18 protein-coding genes are annotated in these 20192 nt (G+C 64.6%); 12 read left to right on the top strand and 6 right to left on the bottom strand.

Annotated features, from left to right (window positions below; genetic code table 11):
* Positions 1–167 precede the first annotated feature (167 nt).
* Positions 168–2462 (top strand): protease pro-enzyme activation domain-containing protein, encoded by a 2295-nt coding sequence (locus tag IGX34_RS17450; protein WP_192557013.1) that lies wholly within the window; start codon positions 168–170, stop codon positions 2460–2462.
* Between the two features lie 160 nt (positions 2463–2622).
* On the top strand, positions 2623–4005 hold the full coding sequence (locus tag IGX34_RS17445; protein ID WP_192557012.1) for an MFS transporter: 1383 nt from the start codon (positions 2623–2625) through the stop codon (positions 4003–4005).
* Positions 4006–4103: 98 nt separating this feature from the next.
* On the opposite strand, the gene IGX34_RS17440 is transcribed toward IGX34_RS17445, so the two are convergent.
* Positions 4104–5627: an FAD-dependent oxidoreductase gene (locus tag IGX34_RS17440; RefSeq protein WP_192557011.1), complete on the bottom strand. Its 1524-nt coding sequence runs from the start codon at positions 5625–5627 to the stop codon at positions 4104–4106.
* Between the two features lie 79 nt (positions 5628–5706).
* Between IGX34_RS17440 and IGX34_RS17435 the strand changes: the two genes are divergently transcribed.
* Together IGX34_RS17435 and IGX34_RS17430 are read left to right on the top strand one after the other, a co-directional pair.
* The gene (locus tag IGX34_RS17435; RefSeq protein WP_225737562.1) at positions 5707–6342 is read left to right on the top strand and encodes a TetR/AcrR family transcriptional regulator C-terminal domain-containing protein; all 636 of its coding nucleotides are present in this window, start codon (positions 5707–5709) and stop codon (positions 6340–6342) included.
* Between the two features lie 99 nt (positions 6343–6441).
* Positions 6442–7734 carry a DUF5690 family protein gene (locus tag IGX34_RS17430; protein ID WP_338015500.1) on the top strand — a complete coding sequence of 431 codons (1293 nt, stop codon included), beginning with the start codon at positions 6442–6444 and terminating at the stop codon, positions 7732–7734.
* A 114-nt stretch (positions 7735–7848) separates the two neighbouring features.
* Here IGX34_RS17430 and IGX34_RS17425 read toward each other — a convergent pair whose 3' ends face one another.
* From IGX34_RS17425 to phnF, 5 genes are all read right to left on the bottom strand, one after another.
* The gene (locus IGX34_RS17425; protein ID WP_192557010.1) at positions 7849–8163 is read right to left on the bottom strand and encodes an antibiotic biosynthesis monooxygenase family protein; all 315 of its coding nucleotides are present in this window, start codon (positions 8161–8163) and stop codon (positions 7849–7851) included.
* Positions 8164–8241: 78 nt separating this feature from the next.
* The gene (locus IGX34_RS17420) at positions 8242–8952 is read right to left on the bottom strand and encodes a DUF899 family protein (protein WP_192557009.1); all 711 of its coding nucleotides are present in this window, start codon (positions 8950–8952) and stop codon (positions 8242–8244) included.
* Positions 8953–9154: 202 nt separating this feature from the next.
* Positions 9155–9709, bottom strand: coding sequence for a phosphonate metabolism protein/1,5-bisphosphokinase (PRPP-forming) PhnN (phnN, locus tag IGX34_RS17415; protein WP_192557008.1), 555 nt, complete (start codon positions 9707–9709; stop codon positions 9155–9157).
* On the bottom strand, positions 9706–10362 hold the full coding sequence (locus IGX34_RS17410; RefSeq protein ID WP_192557007.1) for a DUF1045 domain-containing protein: 657 nt from the start codon (positions 10360–10362) through the stop codon (positions 9706–9708). The genes phnN and IGX34_RS17410 overlap by 4 nt, the downstream gene beginning before the upstream one ends.
* Positions 10362–11093, bottom strand: a complete 732-nt coding sequence (gene phnF, locus IGX34_RS17405; RefSeq protein WP_192557006.1) for a phosphonate metabolism transcriptional regulator PhnF — start codon at positions 11091–11093, stop codon at positions 10362–10364. Before phnF ends, IGX34_RS17410 begins: the two co-directional genes overlap by 1 nt.
* Positions 11094–11229: 136 nt before the next feature.
* Between phnF and phnG the strand changes: the two genes are divergently transcribed.
* The 8 genes from phnG to IGX34_RS17365 all read left to right on the top strand — a co-directional run bounded on the left by phnG (position 11230) and on the right by IGX34_RS17365 (position 20128).
* Positions 11230–11676, top strand: a complete 447-nt coding sequence (phnG, locus tag IGX34_RS17400; protein WP_192557005.1) for a phosphonate C-P lyase system protein PhnG — start codon at positions 11230–11232, stop codon at positions 11674–11676.
* Complete coding sequence (gene phnH / locus IGX34_RS17395) at positions 11673–12263, top strand: phosphonate C-P lyase system protein PhnH (protein WP_192557004.1); 591 nt, start codon at positions 11673–11675, stop codon at positions 12261–12263. Before phnG ends, phnH begins: the two co-directional genes overlap by 4 nt.
* Positions 12264–13361: a carbon-phosphorus lyase complex subunit gene (locus IGX34_RS17390; RefSeq protein ID WP_192557003.1), complete on the top strand. Its 1098-nt coding sequence runs from the start codon at positions 12264–12266 to the stop codon at positions 13359–13361.
* 199 nt (positions 13362–13560) lie between these two features.
* Positions 13561–14394 carry an alpha-D-ribose 1-methylphosphonate 5-phosphate C-P-lyase PhnJ gene (locus IGX34_RS17385; RefSeq protein WP_192557002.1) on the top strand — a complete coding sequence of 278 codons (834 nt, stop codon included), beginning with the start codon at positions 13561–13563 and terminating at the stop codon, positions 14392–14394.
* A complete protein-coding gene (phnK, locus tag IGX34_RS17380; RefSeq protein WP_192557001.1) occupies positions 14391–15161 on the top strand; it encodes a phosphonate C-P lyase system protein PhnK in 771 nt (256 codons plus the stop codon). Before IGX34_RS17385 ends, phnK begins: the two co-directional genes overlap by 4 nt.
* Positions 15158–15859, top strand: coding sequence for a phosphonate C-P lyase system protein PhnL (gene phnL / locus IGX34_RS17375; RefSeq protein WP_225737561.1), 702 nt, complete (start codon positions 15158–15160; stop codon positions 15857–15859). The genes phnK and phnL overlap by 4 nt, the downstream gene beginning before the upstream one ends.
* A gap of 20 nt (positions 15860–15879) precedes the next feature.
* The gene (locus tag IGX34_RS17370; protein WP_192557000.1) at positions 15880–17022 is read left to right on the top strand and encodes an alpha-D-ribose 1-methylphosphonate 5-triphosphate diphosphatase; all 1143 of its coding nucleotides are present in this window, start codon (positions 15880–15882) and stop codon (positions 17020–17022) included.
* A gap of 466 nt (positions 17023–17488) precedes the next feature.
* Positions 17489–20128: a TonB-dependent receptor gene (locus tag IGX34_RS17365; RefSeq protein ID WP_192556999.1), complete on the top strand. Its 2640-nt coding sequence runs from the start codon at positions 17489–17491 to the stop codon at positions 20126–20128.
* Positions 20129–20192: the final 64 nt, after the last annotated feature.

The following is a 20192-nucleotide window of genomic DNA, read 5'->3' as shown; positions in this document are numbered from 1 at the left end:
CAAGTCAACGCGACCGCAGCCTGCATGGCTGCGTCGGGCCGATGCGGCGGTCGGATGACTGACATTCACATACCTAGCGAGGTAGGCACGACGAATTCATAGGCAAGCTGGCTATCCATCACAGGGGGACTCGCTTTTTTCATCTATACCTTTTAGGGAGAAAAGACGTGAAAACCGAGCATGTGATGATCGGTCTTTCGATCGCAGCAGCACTCGCAACGCTGCCTTCGACGGCCCTGGCTTCCGCTTCAAGCAACGCGCTTTCCGGCATCGATACCAGCGAAGCGCCGCGCGTTACGCAAACTGTAGACAGCAGGGTGGTATCCGCCCTGGGCAATACCCACCTGTCGTTGCTCGACACGGTTTCACCGACCGGTGCGGTATCCGATTCCACACCCATGAACCATATGCAGCTGGTGCTTCAGCGCAGTGCCAAGCGTGAAGCCGCGCTGCAAAGCTTGATCTCCGCGCAGCACGATCCTTCTTCAGGCAAGTTCCACCAGTGGGTGACGCCGCAGCAATTCGGCCAGACTTTCGGCGTGTCCGATGCGGACATCGCCGCGGCAGCGGCGTGGCTGACCTCGCAGGGCTTCAAGGTCAACGGCGTGTTGCCGAACAAGATGCAGATCGATTTCAGCGGCACTGCCGGCCAGGTGAAGCAGGCGTTCCACACGCAGGAAAACCATTACATCGTCAACCACGTCACGCACATCGCCAACTCCGGCGACATCAGCATGCCGACGGCATTGCACAGTGTGGTGATCGGCGTGGCAGGCCTCAACGACTTCCGTCCGCAGCCGCTGCACCAGCAGCCGCAGGTGGCGCAATTCAATGGGTCGAGCCAGCGCTTCAAGATCCAGCAGTCGCCCAAGGCCAATGCCTCGGCCAGCAGTGGTCCGACGCCAATGGTGAATTTCGAAGGCGGCGTGCGTGGCTTCGCGCCCTATGACATGCAGACGATCTACAACACCTCGCCGCTCTATACGCAAGGCCTGACCGGCAAGGGCATCGTCATCGCGGTGGTGGAAGACCAGGACATGGATGTGTCCGACTGGCCGAACTTTGTCAGCCAATTCGGCCTGGGCGGTTATGGCGGCACGTTCACCCAGTTCCAGCCGCTGCTATCGCCCGATACGGGCAACTGCACCGATCCGGGCGGCAACAATCCGGATGAAGAGAGCATCGAAACCGTGCTCGATTCGGAATACTCCACCGCCGTCGCACCGGGTGCGTCGATCTGGGTGGCAACCTGCAACGACGCCGGCAGCAGCAACTTCTTCGGCGGCGTGTTCACCGCAGCGAGCAACCTGATCAACGGCGCCTCGCGTCCCAACATCATCAGCGCCAGCTATGGCTACGGTGAAGGCTTCACCGACAGCGCCAGCAAGACGGCGATCGACCTGATGTGGGCGCAGGCCGATGCGGAAGGTATCTCGGTGTTCGTATCCAGCGGCGACTCCGGTTCCAACCCGAGCTTCAACGGTTCCATCATCAACGGCGTGCCGGCGATCGACGCCAACTCCTTCGGTTCATCGGCCAACAACACGGCGGTGGGCGGTTCGGATACGGCCGACGTGCTCGACGGCGACAGCAGCAAGTACTTCAACACCACGTTGAATGCGGTGTATGGCTCGGCCAAGTCGTATGTGCCGGAAATCACCTGGAACCAGTCCTGCGGCAATACCCGTGCGGCCAAGGATCTGATCAACGGCACCGCCTTGCAGTTCTGCAAGAACGCGCTGATCTACGATCCGTACGGCTACTACGTCACCTCCGAAAGCGGCAGTGGCGGCCTTTCCTCGGTGGTTTCCAAGCCATCGTGGCAGCGCATCGTGCACGGCGCGCTCAAGGACCAGTCGCGTGATCTGCCGGATGTGTCCTTGTTCGCCGGTTCCTATGGCGGTTACTCCTGGGTGATCCTGTGCACCGGTTTCTATCCGTGCACACCGAACTTCACCTCGTCGGTGCAATTGGAAGGCGGCACCTCGCTGTCTTCGCCGATGTTCGCCGGCATCCAGGCGCTGATCGACCAGGGTCTGCAAGTGGCCGGCGGTTCGGCCAACCAGGGCAACGCCGCGCCGACGCTGTATGAGCTGGCCCGCAACGAGTACGGCGGTCCGACCGGTTCGGCACCGTCCACTCTGGCCGCCTGCGATGCCGACAACGGCACCAAGGGCACCAGCAAGTGCGTGTTCCACAACATCACTGACGGCGGCAACTCCACGCAGTGCATCGCGCTGCAGGGCGAAACCACCACCGACTGCTACTACTACGGCACGATCCAGAACTTCGAGGGTTTCTATGGTCCGACCCAGGTCGGCCTGACCTCGAGCAGCACCACCAAGTACAACGCCAACACCGCGGCCTTCGCGGCGCAGGCTGGCTGGAGTGCTGCCAACGGCCTGGGTTCGGTCAATGCCAACAACCTGCTGTCGGCCTGGAAATCGTTCGACGGTCTTTAGATCCTCCACCTTGAGCAGATAGCGCTCGTACCCCAGGCGGCTCGTGCCGCCTGGGGGTTTTTATGCATGCTGCAAGAAACGGATGTTATGCCGCAGGACGAAACGTTCATGCTGCCGATGCCCTAAGCTTTGAGCTCCCCACCCGTCAGCCGCCATCGATATGGAGCAGCGAGCTTTTCATCGCAGCATTGCGCGTGTCATCACCGCCGCCAGCTTCGGCTTTGCGCTGGTGCAGCTGGACGTCACCATCGTCAACGTGGCGCTGCCGCGCATGGCGACCGATCTGCATGCCGGCGTTACCGGCCTGCAGTGGGTGGTGGATGCCTATGCGCTGACCTTTGCGGTGATGCTGCTGAGCATGGGCTATCTGGGCGACCGGCTGGGTTCGCGCAAGGTCTACCTCGCCGGCATGGCGCTGTTTGCGCTGGCTTCGATCCTGTGCGGCTGCGCCACCCATACCGTCACCCTGATCGTCGGCCGCGCGCTGCAAGGCCTGGGCGCGGCGGCGATGATGCCGTGTTCGCTCGCCCTGCTCAGCCACGCTACCGCGCATGAGCATGGACTGCGCGCCCGCGCGGTGGGCTGGTGGACCGCGTCGGGCAGCATCACCATCGCGGCCGGCCCGATCGTCGGCGGCCTGCTGATGAGCGTGGCCGACTGGCGCAGCATCTTCTTCGTCAACGTGCCGGTGTGCCTGCTCGGCGCCTGGCTGACCTGGCGCGTGCCGGAAACCGAGCGCAAGGCGCAGCACCGGCACTTCGACCTACCGGGACAAGTGCTGGCGATCCTGGCGCTGACCGGATTGACTACCGCGGTGATCGAAGCGCATCCGCTGGGCTGGACCCATCCGCTCATGCTCGGCTGCATAGCGCTGGTGCTGATCTGCATTCCATGGTTCCTGCGGGTGGAAGCGCGCAGTCCCGCGCCGATGCTGCCGCTGCGCTTCTTCAGCGCGCCGGGCTTCAGCGCCGCGGTGCTGTACGGCGTCGTGATGAATTTCACCTACTACGGCATCGTGTTCCTGCTCAGCCTGTATCTGCAGCGCGTGCACGGCTACAGCGCGCTGCGCACCGGGCTGGCCTACCTGCCGCTGACGGCGACGTTCTTCGGCGTGAACGTGTTCAGCGGCTGGCTGGTGGGACGCGCCGGGGCGCGCCTGCCGATGGTGTTGGGCGCGCTGATCGATGCAGCCGGCTTCGGCCTGTTTCTGCTGCTAGGTGCAAGCAGCCCTTATCTGCTGATGCTGCCGGCATTCGCCCTGCTGCCGTGCGGCATGGGACTGGGTGTGCCGGCGATGACTACCACGGTGTTGTCGGCAGTAGAGAAAGAAGCATCCGGCACCGCCTCCGGTGTGCTCAACTCCGCGCGCCAGGCCGCCGGTGCCATGGGCGTGGCGCTGTTCGGTGCGCTCGCAGGCGACAGCAATGCGCTGATCGTGCGCGGCTTGCATCTTTCGTCGCTGATCGCCGTGGTGCTGTTGCTGCTGCTGGCCGCGCTGGCCTTCCACAGCATCCGTTCGCACAGCGGCCAACAACGCCGCTGAATGCCGCAGCCGTAGGTTGGGTTAGCGCAGCGTAACCCAACGTTTTTTGCGGCATCTCGTGACTGCATAGCCTCACCGACATACACACATCTGTTGGGTTACGCTGCGCTAACCCAACCTACGTGATTGGCCAGGTAGTGGTGGACGGGGGCCGGCGATTTTTGGTCGCTTATCAGCCCGATGTATCCGTCCGGGCGTATCAGCAGCAGGGTATCGGCGTGAATGTCATACGCGTTTGCGGCATGACCTTCGCTGTCGTGCAGACCCGCGGCGCCGATCACATGGCTGTGCAGCACATGGCCGAAGCTTGCCTGCAGCTGCGCCAGCGTCGCCTCCCATCCGTCGCCGAATGCCAGCGCGGTGAAATGCGTGCCGCGCAGCAGATCGAACAGGCGCTGCGTCCGATTGCCGTCGCGCAGGGCCGGTGCGTCCGGTGCGCGATCGCCGGCACCGACCTTACCCGGCTGCGTGCGCAGTTCCTGGGCCAGGCGGCTATCTCGATAGGCGATATCCAACTGGAAGGTCTCGTTGCCACGCTGCGGAACAATATGCTTCGCCTGCACCGCGCGCTCCAGCAACATGTTGGACAGACCCAGCACCGCTGCCGCCACGGGCATGCGCTCTTGCTCATACGTATCCAGCAGCGCGGCATCGGCACCGTCGATCACCGCGGCCAGTTTCCAGCCCAGGTTGTAGGCATCCTGCATGCCGGTATTCATGCCCTGCCCGCCCGCCGGTGTGTGCACGTGCGCGGCGTCGCCGGCGAGAAAGGCACGGCCGACGCGATAGCGATCGACCATGCGCACATTCGCGCGCCAGTACGACATCCAGCTGGCATCGACAAGCCGGATGTCGCTTCGCCCGCTGCGGGTTTCGAGGATCCGCTGCAACAGCGCCAGCGACGGTTCGGTGGGCATGTCCTGGGTGAGCGAGGCCTGGAACTGGAACGCATCGGTGGCCGGCAGCGGGGCCAGCGCCACCACGCCCTGGTCGTTGCGCCAGGCATGCCAGTAGTCGCGATCGATGCCGCTGACACGTACGTCGGCGACAAACATGCGATGCGTCTCCAGGGTTTCGCCGAGGAAGGCGACGCCCAACTGCTTGCGCACCGCGCTGCGGCCACCATCGCAGGCCACCAGCCAGCTGGCGCGCACGGTTTGGGCATGGCCATCGCGCAGCAGGGTGGCGGTGACGCCAGTTTCATCCTGCTCAAGCCGCTCGAATGCGGTGCCGAATTCCACCGTGCCGCCGAGTTCGGCCAGGCGTTCGCGCAGGATGGCTTCGACCCGCCACTGGGGAATCAGCAGGGGCGAGCCGTAGGGAATATCCGGCCTGGGCTGCAGGCCCTGGTAGAGCTGCTGATCCAGATGACTGCCGTCAGGGTGGTGGAAGCGCAGCGGCGGCGGGGTGATGCCGCCGGCCAGCACCCGGTCGATCACGCCCAGATCGTCCAGAATTTCCTGCGTACGCGGCTGCAAGCCCTTGCCGCGCGAGGCGTTCCAGGCCTGCGGGGCGGCATCGATCAGACGGAACGGCAGCTGCCGCCGCGCCAGCTCGCAGGCCAGGACCAGGCCGGTGGGGCCGGCGCCGACGATCAGCACTTCAACGGGGGAATGGTTCATGGCGTTCTCTCTAACAGTGTTAGGGGCGCTATTCTATAACGCAGTTAGGGATCTCTTACAACGTTAGAGGAATTGCCAGATGCGGGTAGGCCGGGAACCGGTGGTGCAGGCGGGCCTGAAATTGCTCAATACGGGCGGGCTGGAAGCGGTGACGCTGCGGGCGATCGCCGCCGAGCTGGGGGTCAAGGCACCCACGCTGTACTGGCGCTTCAAGAACAAGCAGGACCTGGTCGACGACATGGCCACCCGGGTGCTGGTGGACTGGGCCGAGGCATCGCACGACGGCCCAGCCACCGATACCTGGCAGGCCTGGGCGCTGGGCTATGGCATCAGCCTGCGCAACATGCTGCTGCGCTATCGCGACGGCGCGCGCATGGTGTCCGGCTCGCGCCTCACCGATACGCGGTTGTACGCCTCGATGGAACGTGCGCTGCAACGGTTCCAGTCGCACGGCATTGCGCCGGCAGATGCTGCGCTGTGCCTCACCACGGTCTATAGCTACGTGATCGGCTTCACCATCGAGCAGCAGGCGGTGCTGTCGCCGCAAGGTGAACGGGATCCGCGCTACACCCTGGCCGAGCGCGACGCGCTGGTGGATGCGGAGCGTTATCCGCTCTCGCGCAGCATCGGCCCGGAGGTGTTCGACAATTACGACGTGCGTTTCGAGCGCGGCCTGCGGCTGGTCGTTGCTGGCTTCGAAACCATGCTGGCCTAGACCACGCTCGCCCGGGGCCTAGCCTCCGCCACGCCGCTGTAACCTGCGCGCTGCACCCTGCCGGCACGGCCGAATCGGCCGCTTGCGGATGGGTGCAGCGTGTCGTTCTTGTCGAATATCCGTCGCCATCCGATGGCGATCAATCTGCTGGCCGGTTCCGCCGCGTTCCTGGCGTACGCGTCGATGTACGCCTTCCGCAAACCCTTTACCGCGGCATCGTTCGAAGGCCTGCACCTGGCGGGCATCGATTACAAAGTGTGGCTGGTGATCGCACAGGTGATGGGCTACATGCTGAGCAAGGTGCGCGGCATTACCTGGATCGCCGAGATCCAGCGCCATCGCCGCGCACGCACGCTGGCCGGCTTGATCGGCTTCGCCTGGCTCGCCCTGCTCGGCTTCGCCCTGGTGCCGGCGCCGTGGAATATTCCGCTGCTGTTCCTCAACGGCTTGCCGCTGGGCATGGTGTGGGGCGTGATCTTCGGCTACCTGGAAGGCCGCCGCGGCACCGAACTGATGGGCGCGTGCATGTGCGCCAGCTTTATCGTCGGCTCGGGCGTGGTGAAGTCGGTGGGCATGTGGCTGATGGTGCGCTGGCAGGTCAGCGAATTCTGGATGCCGTTCGCCACCGGCATGCTGTTTATTCCGCCGCTGTGCGTGGCTACCTGGATCCTCGAGCACCTGCCCGCGCCGGATGCGTCGGACGTCGCCGCGCGCAGCATGCGCGTGCCGATGGATGCCGCCACGCGGCGCGCCTTTCTGGCCCGCTTTCTGCCCGGCATCGCAATGATCGTGATGGCCTATGTGGCGCTGACCGTCACGCGCGATTTCCGCGACAACTTCGCCGCGGAAATCTGGAGCGATCTGGGCCGGGGCGGCGATGCCTCGGTCTTTACCGAAACCGAAGTGCCGATCGCGATTGCCGTGCTGATCATCACTGCCTTCACCATGATCGTGCGCGACAACCTGCGCGCGCTGATGCTCAACCATGTGCTGATCTTCGGCGGCTTCACCATCGCGGTGCTGGCGACCTGGATGCACGATCACGCCATGATCGATCCGCTGGGCTGGATCGGCCTCAGCGGCTTTGGGCTCTATCTCGCCTACGTGCCGTATAACGCCACCTTTTTCGAACGCATGCTGGCTACCTTCCAGGTCAGCGGCAATGTGGGCTTTGTAATGTATATCGCCGACAGCAGCGGCTACATGGGCAGCGTGGCGGTGATCCTGGTGAAGGAATTCGGCGGCGTGCATCTGTCGTGGGCGGCGTTCTACGCCCAGACCGTGATGACGCTGTCGGGCATCGGCATGCTGATTACGCTGGTGTCGGCGCTGTATTTCTACGACAAGGCGCGACGGGCGAAGATGCCGGCGGCTGTGCCTGCTGCAGCGTGATCACGCGAGCGCATTCTGATCTCTGCGGAGATGCACTTACCGGCGGTGTCACCGATCTTCACGGCCGTCATTCCCGCGCCAGCGGGAATGACGAAAGAGGGATAGCGCTGTAGTTCAACCGCCAGTCCTGGTCGCCCTCACGCCCGTCACGCGGTAGTGCCGCATTTCCTCGATACGGCTGACGTAGGGCTTGATCGCGGCGAAGAAGCTGCGAAAGGCCTCGCTACCGCGAAAGCCCTGCATATGGCCGTCCAGCGAATCCCATTCAATACGCAGTATGTAGCTGTCCGGCGCTTCTTCGCAGCGCGACAGCTCATAGCCCAGGCAATGCGGCGAGGCGTCCAGGCTCTGGCCCGCCAGCGCATAGGCCTGCTCGAACGGCGCGGATTCGGCGGAGGGAATGGTGTAGCGAATGTATTCGACGAGCATGCGCAACCTCGCTGATTCGGCGTGATGACCGCTTCGAGCTTGGGGCGGATATCGCCCGTCCCAAGCTGCGCACTGTGCTTACGTCGGATAGTCCAGACTCGGATACCAGTCCGGCACGCGCCCTTCCGGCGTGAGGTCAAGTACGTTCCAGAGCGGAAACGGTTCCGGCGCACCGCGCGGATCCTGGCCCGGATCGGCAGTTTCGAAGCCCATTTCGCCGGCCCAGAAGTGGCGGATGGTGCCGTCGCGGCGGGTGAATACATGCAAGGCGGGAATATCGCTGCCATCCGGCGCAATGGCAAAGTAATCGCGGCTGTAATGCCCATTGAGATCACTGAACAGCGGCAGATCGCGCCAGCCGCGCTCCTGCGCAAAGGCTAGCAAGCGCTTGAGCGGCGAGCGCGCCACCACCGCCAGGGCGAAGTGCTGCTGCATATCGCGCGCTTCGCCGGCCCAGGCGCCGAGTAGCGAGCTGCACATCGGACAGGGGCGTTCGCGCTGCGGGCCGAACATATAGCTGTAGACCACCAGGGTCTGTTTATCGCCGAACAGGCCGGCGAAATCGACGTTGCCGTGTGCGCCTTCAAACCGGTAATCGCCGATCACCTCCCCGCCCGGCGGCAGTGCCCGGCGCAGCTCGGCCACTCGCTCGATCTGCCGGCGCAGCTCAATTTCCTCGCGCAGCAGTTCGTTGCGCGCGTGGCGGTAGGCAGGGCTTTCGTTGGGAATGCTGGCGCCGTTGCGCTTGACCAGTTCGGCGGCGGCAACGAAGGATGAAGCCTGGGTCATGGTCGATCTCCTGCGATCGTGGACGGGCATGGCAGACACCCAGAACGGGCGCCCATGACCTGATGACGAACGAGCGCCGCGCAATTCGACACGCGCAGTCCACACCCCTCGCACCCACGTAGGCTGGGTTAGCGCAGCGTAACCCAACATTCCCCACCCAATCGTCGAACTATCCCCCGATCAAGTCCGGGGCTAACCCACCCTACGCAGCCTGATGCGCAGCGCGGATCGCCTGCAACAGGCTGGCCCCAGCTTCGGCCAGGCAGCCATCGTTATGAATCACCATGCTGCCTTCCGGCACCGCATAGTCGCTGGCGCGGGCAAGGCGCGCGGCAATTTCCGCTTCGTTTTCACGGCCGCGGCCGGCCAGCCGCGCGGCGATGGCTTGCGGCGTGGCGGTGATCAGCACCGGCTGCAAGGCCGGAAATCGCTCGCAAGCGCGCGCGAAGGCAGCGCGCGAACCGTTCACCAGCACATCGGCGCCGTGCGCAAGCCAATGCGCGACCTCGCTGCCGATGCCGTAGTGCAGGCCATGCGCCTGCCAGGTGAGCGCGAACAGGCCGCTGCGTTCGCGCAACTGGAATTCTTCTTCGCTCAGGGCGACATGGTTTTCGCCGCCCGCAGCGGCGGGCCGCGTTATATAGCGATGCGCGCACAGCACACCGTGCGCCACGCCGTGCTGGCGCACCCAGGTAAGCACGCTGTCCTTGCCGGCGCCGGATGGCCCCATCACGTAATACAACTGACCCGCTTTCATGCCACTGGTCCCTTGCCTAACGCTATCCGCTCCAGTTGTTCGAAATTGCTGCCGGGTGCGCTTTCACGACAAAGCGTCAGCGCGTCGATCTGCGCGGGAGGCAGTGTGGCCGCCTTCGATGACAGCCATGTGCACAACACATGTTCTTCCTGCGGCGTTGCAGGTGCCGTCAAGGTGATGTGAAAACGATAGCGTTCCAGCACATACGGATAGCCGAATTGCCGGAACAGCCTGCGTTCGGTCTCGTCCAGGCCATTGACGCGGCGTTGCCATGCCGCATCGCTCAGCGGTGCGCGCAGCAGATTGAGATGACGTACGCAGCGTTCGGCCAAAGCGTTGATGGCGCTTTCGTCCGCCGCCGGACGCAGGGCCAGAAAGCCCGATAGTGGTTCCAGCTTCAAAGGCAGCTCGAAGGCGCTGGAGGCACGCGCGATTTCCAGCACGTGTTCGCGCAGATCGTCATAACCGGCCTCGTCGGCCAATTCGAACGGCGCGCTGAGCGTGGCGTGCCAGCCATAGCGGCGCACATCCGCCAGCAAGGCGTGCAGGCGCGCGGCGTCGATGCCGGGAAGGCTGGCCGTGGTCAGCCATTCCTGTCCGAACAGCTCCAGTTCGCTGCCCGCGGCGGGGCAGAAGTACACGGCATAACGCATCAATGATCCGCCATCAGAACAAGTTGCACCCAGTCACCGGAGAAGCGCGTGATGCCATATTGCACCGGCACACCGCGCGTGTCGGCATTGATCGACTGCACATACAGCACCGGGCGGCTGGCCGGCTGCTGCATCAGACGCGCGGTGGTGGCGTCGGGCAGACGCGCGGAGACGCGCGTGTGCTTGCGCTCGTAATCGTTCACACCGAATTCGTTGAGCGTGCGCGTGACCGATTGCAGGCGACGATAGACGGCGGGCAAGCCGTTGAAGCGGGTGGCCGGAAAATAGGCGGTGCTGTAGTCGACGATGTGGCCATCGGCACGGCTGATGGTTTCGATCCGGTAGGCGTGTTCGTGACGGTCCAGACCCAGCGACTGCGCCACCTGCGCCGGCGGAATTTCGCGCGCGTCTTCGAGGATCTCGATATCGGCCTCGACGTTGAGGTTGCGCATGTTCTGGGTAAAGCGCGTGCGCCGGCTGATCGGGTAATCCAGCGTCTGCTCCTGCACGAAGGTGCCGCGGCCCTGTTCGGTGCGCACCAGGTTGCGCTGTTCCAGCGCGGCGATGGCGCGGCGCACGGTATGCCGGTTCACGTCGAAGCGCTGCGCCAGCTCGTGCGCCGACGGCAGCTGTTCGCCCTGGCGCAGCTGCCCTTTCTGGATGTCTGCAGCCAGGATGCCGCTGATCTGGCTCCACAGCGCCACGCCCCGGCCGCGTTCGATCTCGCTCATACCACGTCCTCAACCTGTCTATTCATCGTCATGGCAGCGGCACGCTGGCCTGCTGCAATGGCTACCCGTCGGCGCCCCCATCGCGCCCCGGCCGGTCTAGATAACTAGACATTTGTGACAAGCGTTAGGAACAGCCATGGACACCTCCCCCAACTTGGCGCGCGCGCAGTGGATGTCGCTGCTGGCGCAGTCCGACCCGGCCGAACTGGCCGCCGCGATGGACGGTTTCGCCCCGCCCGCCGACCTGAGCTGGCTGCGCCCGGCGCAGACCGGGCTGTATATGCTGCGCGGCCGCGTCGGCGGTAGCGGCCAGCCGTTCAATTTCGGCGAAGTGACGGTCACCCGCTGCAGTGTGCAGGCCGACGGCCAGATCGGCCACGCCTGGGTGCGCGGCGGCAACGCGCGCCATGCGGAACTCGCCGCACTGGCCGACGCCATGCTGCAGGACGAGCAGCGGCACGCGCGCATCCAACTGCAGGTGATCGAGCCACTGCGGCGCGCATTGGAACGGCGCCGCGACGAAGCCAGCCGCAAGGCTGCCGCAAGCAAGGTGGAATTCTTTACCGTGGTGCGGGGCGAATGATGCTTGCCGCGTTTGCGCAACCTGTGTTCGATAGCCAGCGGACCTTCCGCGAGCTGCTGCAGGCGATGGCACGTCCGGCGCTGCCGCGCACGCTGCCGATAGTGCCGCCCGCACCCGCACCGATCGCGCCGGCGGCGATGGCGATCCTGCTGACCCTGTGCGATTCGGCCACCTCGGTGTGGCTGCAGCAGCCGGACGAAGAAGCCATGCGCCATCTGCGCTTTCATGCCGGGGTGAAGCTGGCGCAACGGCCGGAAGAAGCGGATTTCGCCCTGATCAGCGATCCCGGGTCGATGCCTGCGCTGGATGTTTTTGCACGCGGGGATCTGCGTTATCCGGAGCGTTCGGCCAGCCTGATCATTCAAGTTGCCGCCATCCAATCCCCGGCTGCGGGCAAGGGCGGCAGTCAATTCGCCGGGCCCGGTATCCGCGATACAGCGACGCTGCATGTCGAGGGACTGCACGCGGACTTCTGGCCGCAGCGCGCCGCCCTTGCTGAACAACTGCCGCTAGGCATCGATCTGTATTTCGTCGCCGCGCAACAGCTCGCCTGTCTGCCGCGCACCACCCGCAGGCTGGAGGGCTGAATGTACGTAGCCGTGAAAGGCGGCGAGCAGGCGATCGCCCGTTCGCTGGAATTGCTGGCCGAGGCGCGCCGCGGCGATCCCGCGCTGCCGGAACTGGAGCTGGCGCAAATTCGCGAGCAGCTTCGCCTGGGCGTGGCGCGGGTGATGCAGGAAGGCTCGCTGTACGACGAAGAGCTGGCGGCCTTGGCGATGCGCCAGGCGGCTGGCGACATGCTGGAAGCGATCTTCCTGCTGCGCGCCTACCGCACCACCCTGCCGCGCTTCGGTTACAGCCTGCCGCTGGATACGTCGTCCATGCGGGTGCGCCGGCGCGTGTCGGGAACGTTCAAGGATATTCCCGGCGGCCAGGTGCTGGGCCCCACCTATGACTACACGCAGCGGCTGCTCGACTTCGACCCGACCGCACCGGCCGCTGTCACGCCCGCCACGGCCCCGCTGCCCTCGCAGATGCCGCGCGTACTCGACCTGCTCGATGCGGAAGCATTGATCGAACGCTTCGCACCGGGCGACGACGCGGAGCCCTTCGACCTTACCCGCGAACCGCTGAGTTTTCCCGCCGATCGCGCCACCCGCCTGCAAAACCTGGCGCGCGGCGACGAAGGTTTCCTGCTCGGCATGGCCTATTCCACCCAGCGCGGCTACGCCGAAAGCCATCCGTTTGCCGGCGAAATCCGCATGGGCGAAGTGGATGTGCTGGTGTGTCCGGAAGAACTGGGCTTTGCCATCGAGATCGGCAGCATCACGCTGACCGAGTGCCAGATGATCAATCAGTTCCAGGGCGGCAACGGCGTGCCGCCGCAGTTCACCCGCGGCTATGGATTGAGCATGGGCGAGGGCGAGCGCAAGGCGATGTCGATGGCGCTGGTCGATCGCGCCTTGCGCTGCGACGAACTGGGCGAGGCCAGCTATGCGCCGGCGCAGAACCAGGAATTCGTGCTGTCGCACTCGGACAGCGTGGAAGCTTCCGGCTTCGTGCAGCACCTGAAGCTGCCGCATTACGTGGATTTCCAGGCGGAGTTGTCGTTGCTGCGCACGCTTGCCGCGCAACAGTCTGCTACACCGAATGAGCAACCCCTCAGCACAGCGGGCGAGCAATGACGACCGTATCCACCGCTTACCGCGATGCACTCCCTCTCCCCTGCGGTAAGAGGGTTGGGGTGAGCGGCCGCGCTTGCCTCGCACCTTTATCCATCGACCAGCCATTCGTGCTGATCTCACGCGAAAACACAGCTCTTCTGCACGGCGTCCCCTCACCCCAACCCTCTCCCCACCGGGGAGAGGGAGTCAGACATCTGCCATGAACTACAACTTTGCCTTCCTCGACGAAGACACCAAGCGCATGCTGCGCCGCGCGCTGCTCAAGGCGGTGGCGATACCCGGCTACCAGGTGCCGTTCGGCAGCCGCGAAATGCCGCTGCCGTATGGCTGGGGCACCGGCGGCATCCAGGTCACCGCCGCCTTGCTCGGGCCTGACGATGTATTGAAGGTGATCGACCAGGGTGCAGACGACACCACCAATGCGGTCAACATCCGGCGCTTTTTTGCGCGTGTGGCCGGCGTCGCCACCACTGAGCACACCGCCGACGCCACCCTGATCCAGACCCGCCACCGCATTCCTGAAACATCGCTGCGCGAGAATCAGATTCTGGTGTTCCAGGTGCCCGAGCCCGAACCGCTGCGCACGCTCGAACCCCGCGAAGCCGAGACGCGCAGCCTGCACGCCCTGGCCGATTACGGACTTATGCACGTGAAGTTGTACGAAGACATCGCCCAATACGGGCATATCGCCACCAGCTATGACTACCCGGTACTGGTCGACGGCCGCTATCTCACCTCGCCTTCGCCGATTCCGAAGTTCGACAATCCCAAGCTGGATCAGTCGCCGGCACTGATGCTGTTCGGGGCCGGGCGCGAGAAGCGCCTGTATGCGATACCGCCGTATACCAGGGTGGAAAGCCTGGCCTTCGAGGATCATCCGTTCGAGATCCAGCGCTGGGAGCAGCAATGCGAACTGTGCGGCGCGGGCGAAAGCTATCTGGACGAGGTGATCGTGGACGATCACGGCAAGCGCATGTTTGTCTGCTCGGATACGGATTTCTGCGGCCAGCGGCGCGCGGAGGCCAGCGCATGAGCGCCCTGCTGCAAGTGCGCCACCTCAGCCACCACTACGGTCGCCGCGTCGGCTGCGAGGACGTGAGCTTCGACCTGCATGCCGGCGAACTGCTCTGCATCGTGGGCGAATCCGGTTCGGGCAAGTCGACCCTGCTCAACACCGTCGCCGCGCAGCTCGCACCGACCGCCGGCAGCGTGCGCTATCGGCAGCGCGACGGCGCATGGCTGGAGATCGCCACGCTCAATGAAGCGGACCGCCGCCGCCTGGCGCGCGAGGAATGGGGTTTCGTGACGCAGAACCCGCGCGATGGCCTGCGCCTGAATGTCAGCGCGGGGGCGAATGTCGCCGAGCGGCTGATGGCCCTGGGCGTGCGCCACTACAGTCAATTGCGCGAGATCGCGCGCGGCTGGCTGGAGCGGGTGGAAATCGACCCGGCGCGTATCGATGACGCGCCCACCGGTTTCTCCGGCGGCATGCAGCAGCGCTTGCAGATTGCCCGCACCCTGGTGACGCAGCCGCGGCTGGTCTTTATGGACGAACCCACGGCCGGCCTGGATGTATCGGTGCAGGCGCGCATCCTCGACCTGCTGCGCCGGCTGGTGAACGAACTGGGCCTGGCGGCCGTGATGGTGACGCACGATCTGGCGGTGGCGCGCCTGCTCGCCGCACGCACCATGGTGATGCAGGGCGGCCGGGTGGTCGAAACCGGCCTCACCGACCAGATCCTGGACGATCCGCAACATCCGTATACGCAACTGCTCGTTTCCTCGGTACTGACCACATGACCGCCGCCTTGATGCTGGAACTGCGCGACCTCAGCAAGTCGTTTGAACTGCACCATCAGCACGGTGCGCGCCTGAACGTGCTGCGCGGCCTGGACCTGCGCCTGCATGCCGGCGAGTGCGTGGTGCTGTCCGGCGCGTCCGGTGCCGGCAAGAGCACTTTGCTGCGCGTGATCTACGCCAATTACCACCCGACCTTCGGCGCCGTGCATGTGCGCCATGACGATCGCTGGATCGACCTGGCGCGCGCCACTCCGCATGAAGTGCTGGACGTGCGCCGCCGCACCCTGGGCTATGTCAGCCAGTTCTTGCGCGTGATTCCGCGCGTGCCGACCCTGGATATCGTGGCCGAGCCGCTGCTGCAGAGCGGAGTCGATGCGGCGGCGGCAAGAGTCCGTGCCGGCGACATGCTGCAGCGCCTGAATGTGCCCGAGCGCCTGTGGCAACTGCCGCCCGGCACCTTTTCCGGCGGCGAGCAGCAGCGCGTGAACATCGCCCGCGGCCTGATCGTGCCGCGCCCGATCCTGCTGCTGGACGAGCCCACTGCCTCGCTCGACGCCGGCAACCGCGCCGTGGTGGCGCAATTGCTGCAGGAAGCGCGCGACGCCGGCTCGGCCGTGCTCGGTATTTTTCACGACGAGGACATGCGCGATCGCGTAGCTACACGCCTGTTCCCGATGCAAGCCCTCGAAGCCGCCTGACCTCCATCTTGAGATTACCCATGAACGATCTGGCTCTGACCAATGCGCGCATCGTGCTCGGCGACCGCGAAATCCACGGCACGCTGATCGCCCGCAACGGCATGATCCGCCTGGTGGAGGACGGCTCCACCCAGGCACCCGGCGCAATCGACTGCGAAGGCGACTACGTCATCCCCGGCTTGATCGAGTTGCATACCGACAACCTGGAAAAGCATCTGATGCCGCGCGCCGGGGTGATCTGGCCTTCGCTGTCAGCCGTGCTCACGCACGACGCGCAGGTGGTCGCGGCCGGCATCACCACCGTGTTCGATGCGCTGTCGGTGGGCGACCTGGAAGAGGAAAGTGTGCGCATCGAAACCCTGCGCAGCACCTACGACGCCATCCTCGACGGCCAGCGCAGCGGCGCCTTGCGCGCCGATCACTGGTTCCACCTGCGTTGCGAGCTGGCCTATCCGCGCTTGATCGAAGCGCTGGAACCGCTGCTGGACCATGCCAGCGTGCGCCTGCTGTCGCTGATGGACCATACCCCCGGCCAGCGCCAGTACCGCGACCTGCAGCAGTACCGCAAGTACTACAGCAAGAACCACTTGAGCTGGAGCGAGGACGAATTTGCCGAGGTGGTGAAGCGCCGTGCCGAACAACAGGCTACGTACAGCCCCAGGCACGAGCGCGAGGTGCTCAATCTTGCGCATGGCCGCGAGATCGTGCTGGCCAGCCACGACGATACCGACGCCGGCCAGGTCGAGCACGCCAAGCGCATCGGCGTAACCATTTCGGAATTTCCCACCACACAAGAAGCCGCGGATGCCGCGCATGCGCATGGCCTGACCACGGTGATGGGCGCGCCAAACGTGGTGCGCGGCGGTTCGCATTCGGGCAATGTCGCCGCGCTGGAACTGGCGCGTACCGGCCGGCTGGACATGCTTTCTTCCGACTATGTGCCGGCCAGCCTGCTGCACGGCGCATTCCTGCTGCATACGCAGGCCGGCTGGTCGATGCCGCGCGCGATGGCGACGGTGAGCAGCAATCCGGCCAGGGCGCTGGGCTTTGCCGACCGCGGTGAACTGAAGGCCGGCCTACGGGCGGATGTGGTGCGCATGCGGGTGCTGGACGGATTGCCGATCGTGCGCAATGTATGGGTGGCCGGACAGCGCTCGTTCTGATCGCCGCACCGCACGCCACGTAGCCACGTAGGTTGGGTTAGCGCAGCGTAACCCAACGATGGCTGGCTTCGATGAGCAACTGTTGGGCTACGCTGCGCTGGCCCAACCTACGACGTCCTTTTTCTTCGGCGCTTGAAACGCTTCATCCGTCGTCAAGAACTTACGCGCACTTGGACGTCCAAACGCAAATTCCGAAAGCCAAATGTCAGGCATCGGCATCCATCGCAACACAAAACCGTGGTTGTCACCGTCTCCACGCACAGCCGACATCAGGCTGTCATGCGTAAACAGAAAATTAGCGCGTCCAGCTAGGGATGCTTGATCAAGGTCGCGCCTAGACAGCTAAGCCACTTGGCTAGCCCACGTCATAAGCACTTCATCGCCACTCTCTAGCCTGTTCGGCATTCGCAGTAATCAGGCATCCGCGCCGGCATGTCCGGCTCACATCCTTTTGGGGGACACGGTTTTGAAGATCAATCCAATCACTTGCGCGGTGCTCGCCGCGCTTGCGGTCACGCGCATGTCTTATGCAGACGACGTTACGCCGCCGGCGCCGGCCACCCAGCCGGCGGCCGCCAGCCAGCCAGCCACCAACAAGCCGGCGGATGCGTCCAATGCATCCACGCTCGGCACCGTGACGGTGACCGCGCAGCACACCGCCGAAGACATGCAGGACGTGCCGATCACCCTGCAGGCATTCACCGGCAACACCCTGCAGCAGTTGAACATCGTGTCGTTCAACGACCTGATCAAATACCTGCCCAACGTGACCTTCGCGGCGAACGGCCCGGGCCAGGGCAATATCTATATGCGCGGCCTGAGCACCGGCTTCCTCGGCAACCAGTCCAGCGCCTCGATCGCACCGTTCCCGAACGTGGCCGTCTACCTGGACGACCAGTCGATGCAGTTCCCGGCGCGCAACCTCGACGTGTACATGGTCGACATGGAGCGCGTGGAAGTGCTGGAAGGTCCGCAGGGCACGCTGTTCGGCGGTGGCGCCGAAGCCGGCGCGGTGCGCTATATCACCAACAAGCCCAACCTCACCCGCCTGAGCGGCAATGTGGAAGCCAGCGTCGGCGTGACCGACGGCGGCTCGCCGAACAACTCGGCCAACGCCACGCTGAACCTGCCGATCATTCCCGGCACGCTGGCGGTGCGCGGCGTGATCTACAGCGAACACCAGGGCGGCTATATCGACAACGTGGCCGGCACCTTCACCCGCCAGCCCACCGACGGCGGCGGTGCGATGGCGCCGTACGTGGCGGCCGGTACCGCTGCCGGCACCAATAATTATTCGGTGGCGAAGAGCGACTGGAATCCGGTCGACTACCAGGGCGCGCGTATCTCGGCGCTGTGGAAGATCAACGACAACTGGAATTTCCTGATCGCCGAGAGCTACCAGAACCTCGACGCCGACGGCCAGTCCTCGACCTATCCGGTCAGCCCGGACGGCCAGCCGATGGGCGTCAACCAGATCACGTCCTTCGTGCCGGGCTGGAACGACGACCATTACTCCAACACCGCCTGGACCTTGAACGGCCAGATCGGCGATCTGTCGCTGGTCTACACCGGTGGCTACACCAACCGCCATATCAGCGAGCAGCAGGATTACACCAACTACTCGCGCAGCGCCGGCGGCATGTACTACCAGTGCACCGGCACCAAGGCCGGCCTGTCCAGCGCCGGCAAGCCGGTCTGTTACTCGCCGGTGGGCTACTGGAACGACCATGTGGCCAGCACGCACCAGAGCCACGAGCTGCGCCTGAGCACGCCCGAAGACGATCGCTTCCGCGTGATCGGCGGCCTGTACTACGAAGATTTCAACATCAACGACCACATGGATTTCAACTACAAGACGATTCCGTCTTGTACGACGCAGAACCTGGCCAATGCGCTGGCCGGCGGCAACCCGTGCGTGGCCGATGCCGAATCGTCGCCGGGTGTGGTGATGCCTGACAACACCGCCTTCGGCGAAGTGGAACAGCGCGGCTACAAGCAGGAAGCGGCGTTCGGCTCGATGTCCTACGACATCATCCCCGACGTGCTGACCGCCACCGCCGGCACCCGTTACTACCATTACTCCGAATGGCAGACCGGTACGGAGTTCTACACCACCGCCGCCCAGGTGAACGTGCCCAACGGCACCTATGTGGGCAACGACACGGTGATGAACTATCACCAGACTTATCACGGCTTCAAGAGCCGCGCGAACCTGCTGTGGCACATCACGCCGGACGCGATGGTGTACTACACCTTCTCGCAGGGCTTCCGTCCGGGCGGCTTCAACCGCACCACCTCCGGCGTGGCCAAGCTCGACGGCGAAGCGCAGTACCAGAAGCCGATCAGCTACGCACCCGATACGCTGACCAACAACGAACTCGGCTTCAAGACCACGTTCCTCGACGACCGCCTGCTGTTCAACGGCTCGCTGTACGACATGCGCTGGAACAACGTCCAGATGCAGTTCTTCAACCCGCTGGTGCTGGGCAACACCACCTTTGCGGTGAACGGTCCGAACTACAAGGTGGACGGTCTGGAACTGCAGTTCCAGGCGCGCATCACCGATGGCCTGTCGGTGATCGGCGCCGGTTCGCTCAATCACGCCAAGCAGACCAACTCGCCCTGCCTGGTCGACAACATCCCCGGCTCGGCCAACTACAACGCCTGTATCGTCGAGACCGGCACCATCGGCGCCCTGGCTTCGTTCGCCAACCCCTATGGCAACGTGGGCAGCGTGCCGGCGTTCTCGCCGCGCTCGCAGTTCAACCTGCGCGTGCGCTACGACTGGAACTTCGGCCCCGGCTTCAAGGCGTTCTGGCAGGTGGGCGCCAACCGCACCGGCTCGATGTACAACCAGCCGGCCACCTATCCCAGCGGCGCGGGCGTCACCGACATCACCACGGTGGAACTGCGCTATCTGCAGGCCGCCTACACCACCTATGACGCGTCGATCGGCATCAGCAAGGACAACTGGGACGTGTCGCTGTACGGCACCAACCTCAGCAACAGCCACGCCAGCGTGTTCACTTCCTCGGCACAGTTCATCGAGTCGGAAGTGCCGATCCGTCCGCGCGTACTCGGCCTGAAGGTCGGCTTCAAGTTCTGATCTGCCCACTCCGCGGGCAGGAAAGTAGAATTTGGGTGGGCGCAAGCCCACCCTCTTTTTTTAA

The organism is Dyella acidiphila (assembly GCF_014863405.1).
GTDB classification, from domain to species: Bacteria; Pseudomonadota; Gammaproteobacteria; order Xanthomonadales; family Rhodanobacteraceae; genus Dyella_B; species Dyella_B acidiphila.
The sequence above is the reverse complement of the archived record's forward strand: the minus strand, read 5'-3'. Positions and strand labels throughout refer to the sequence as shown.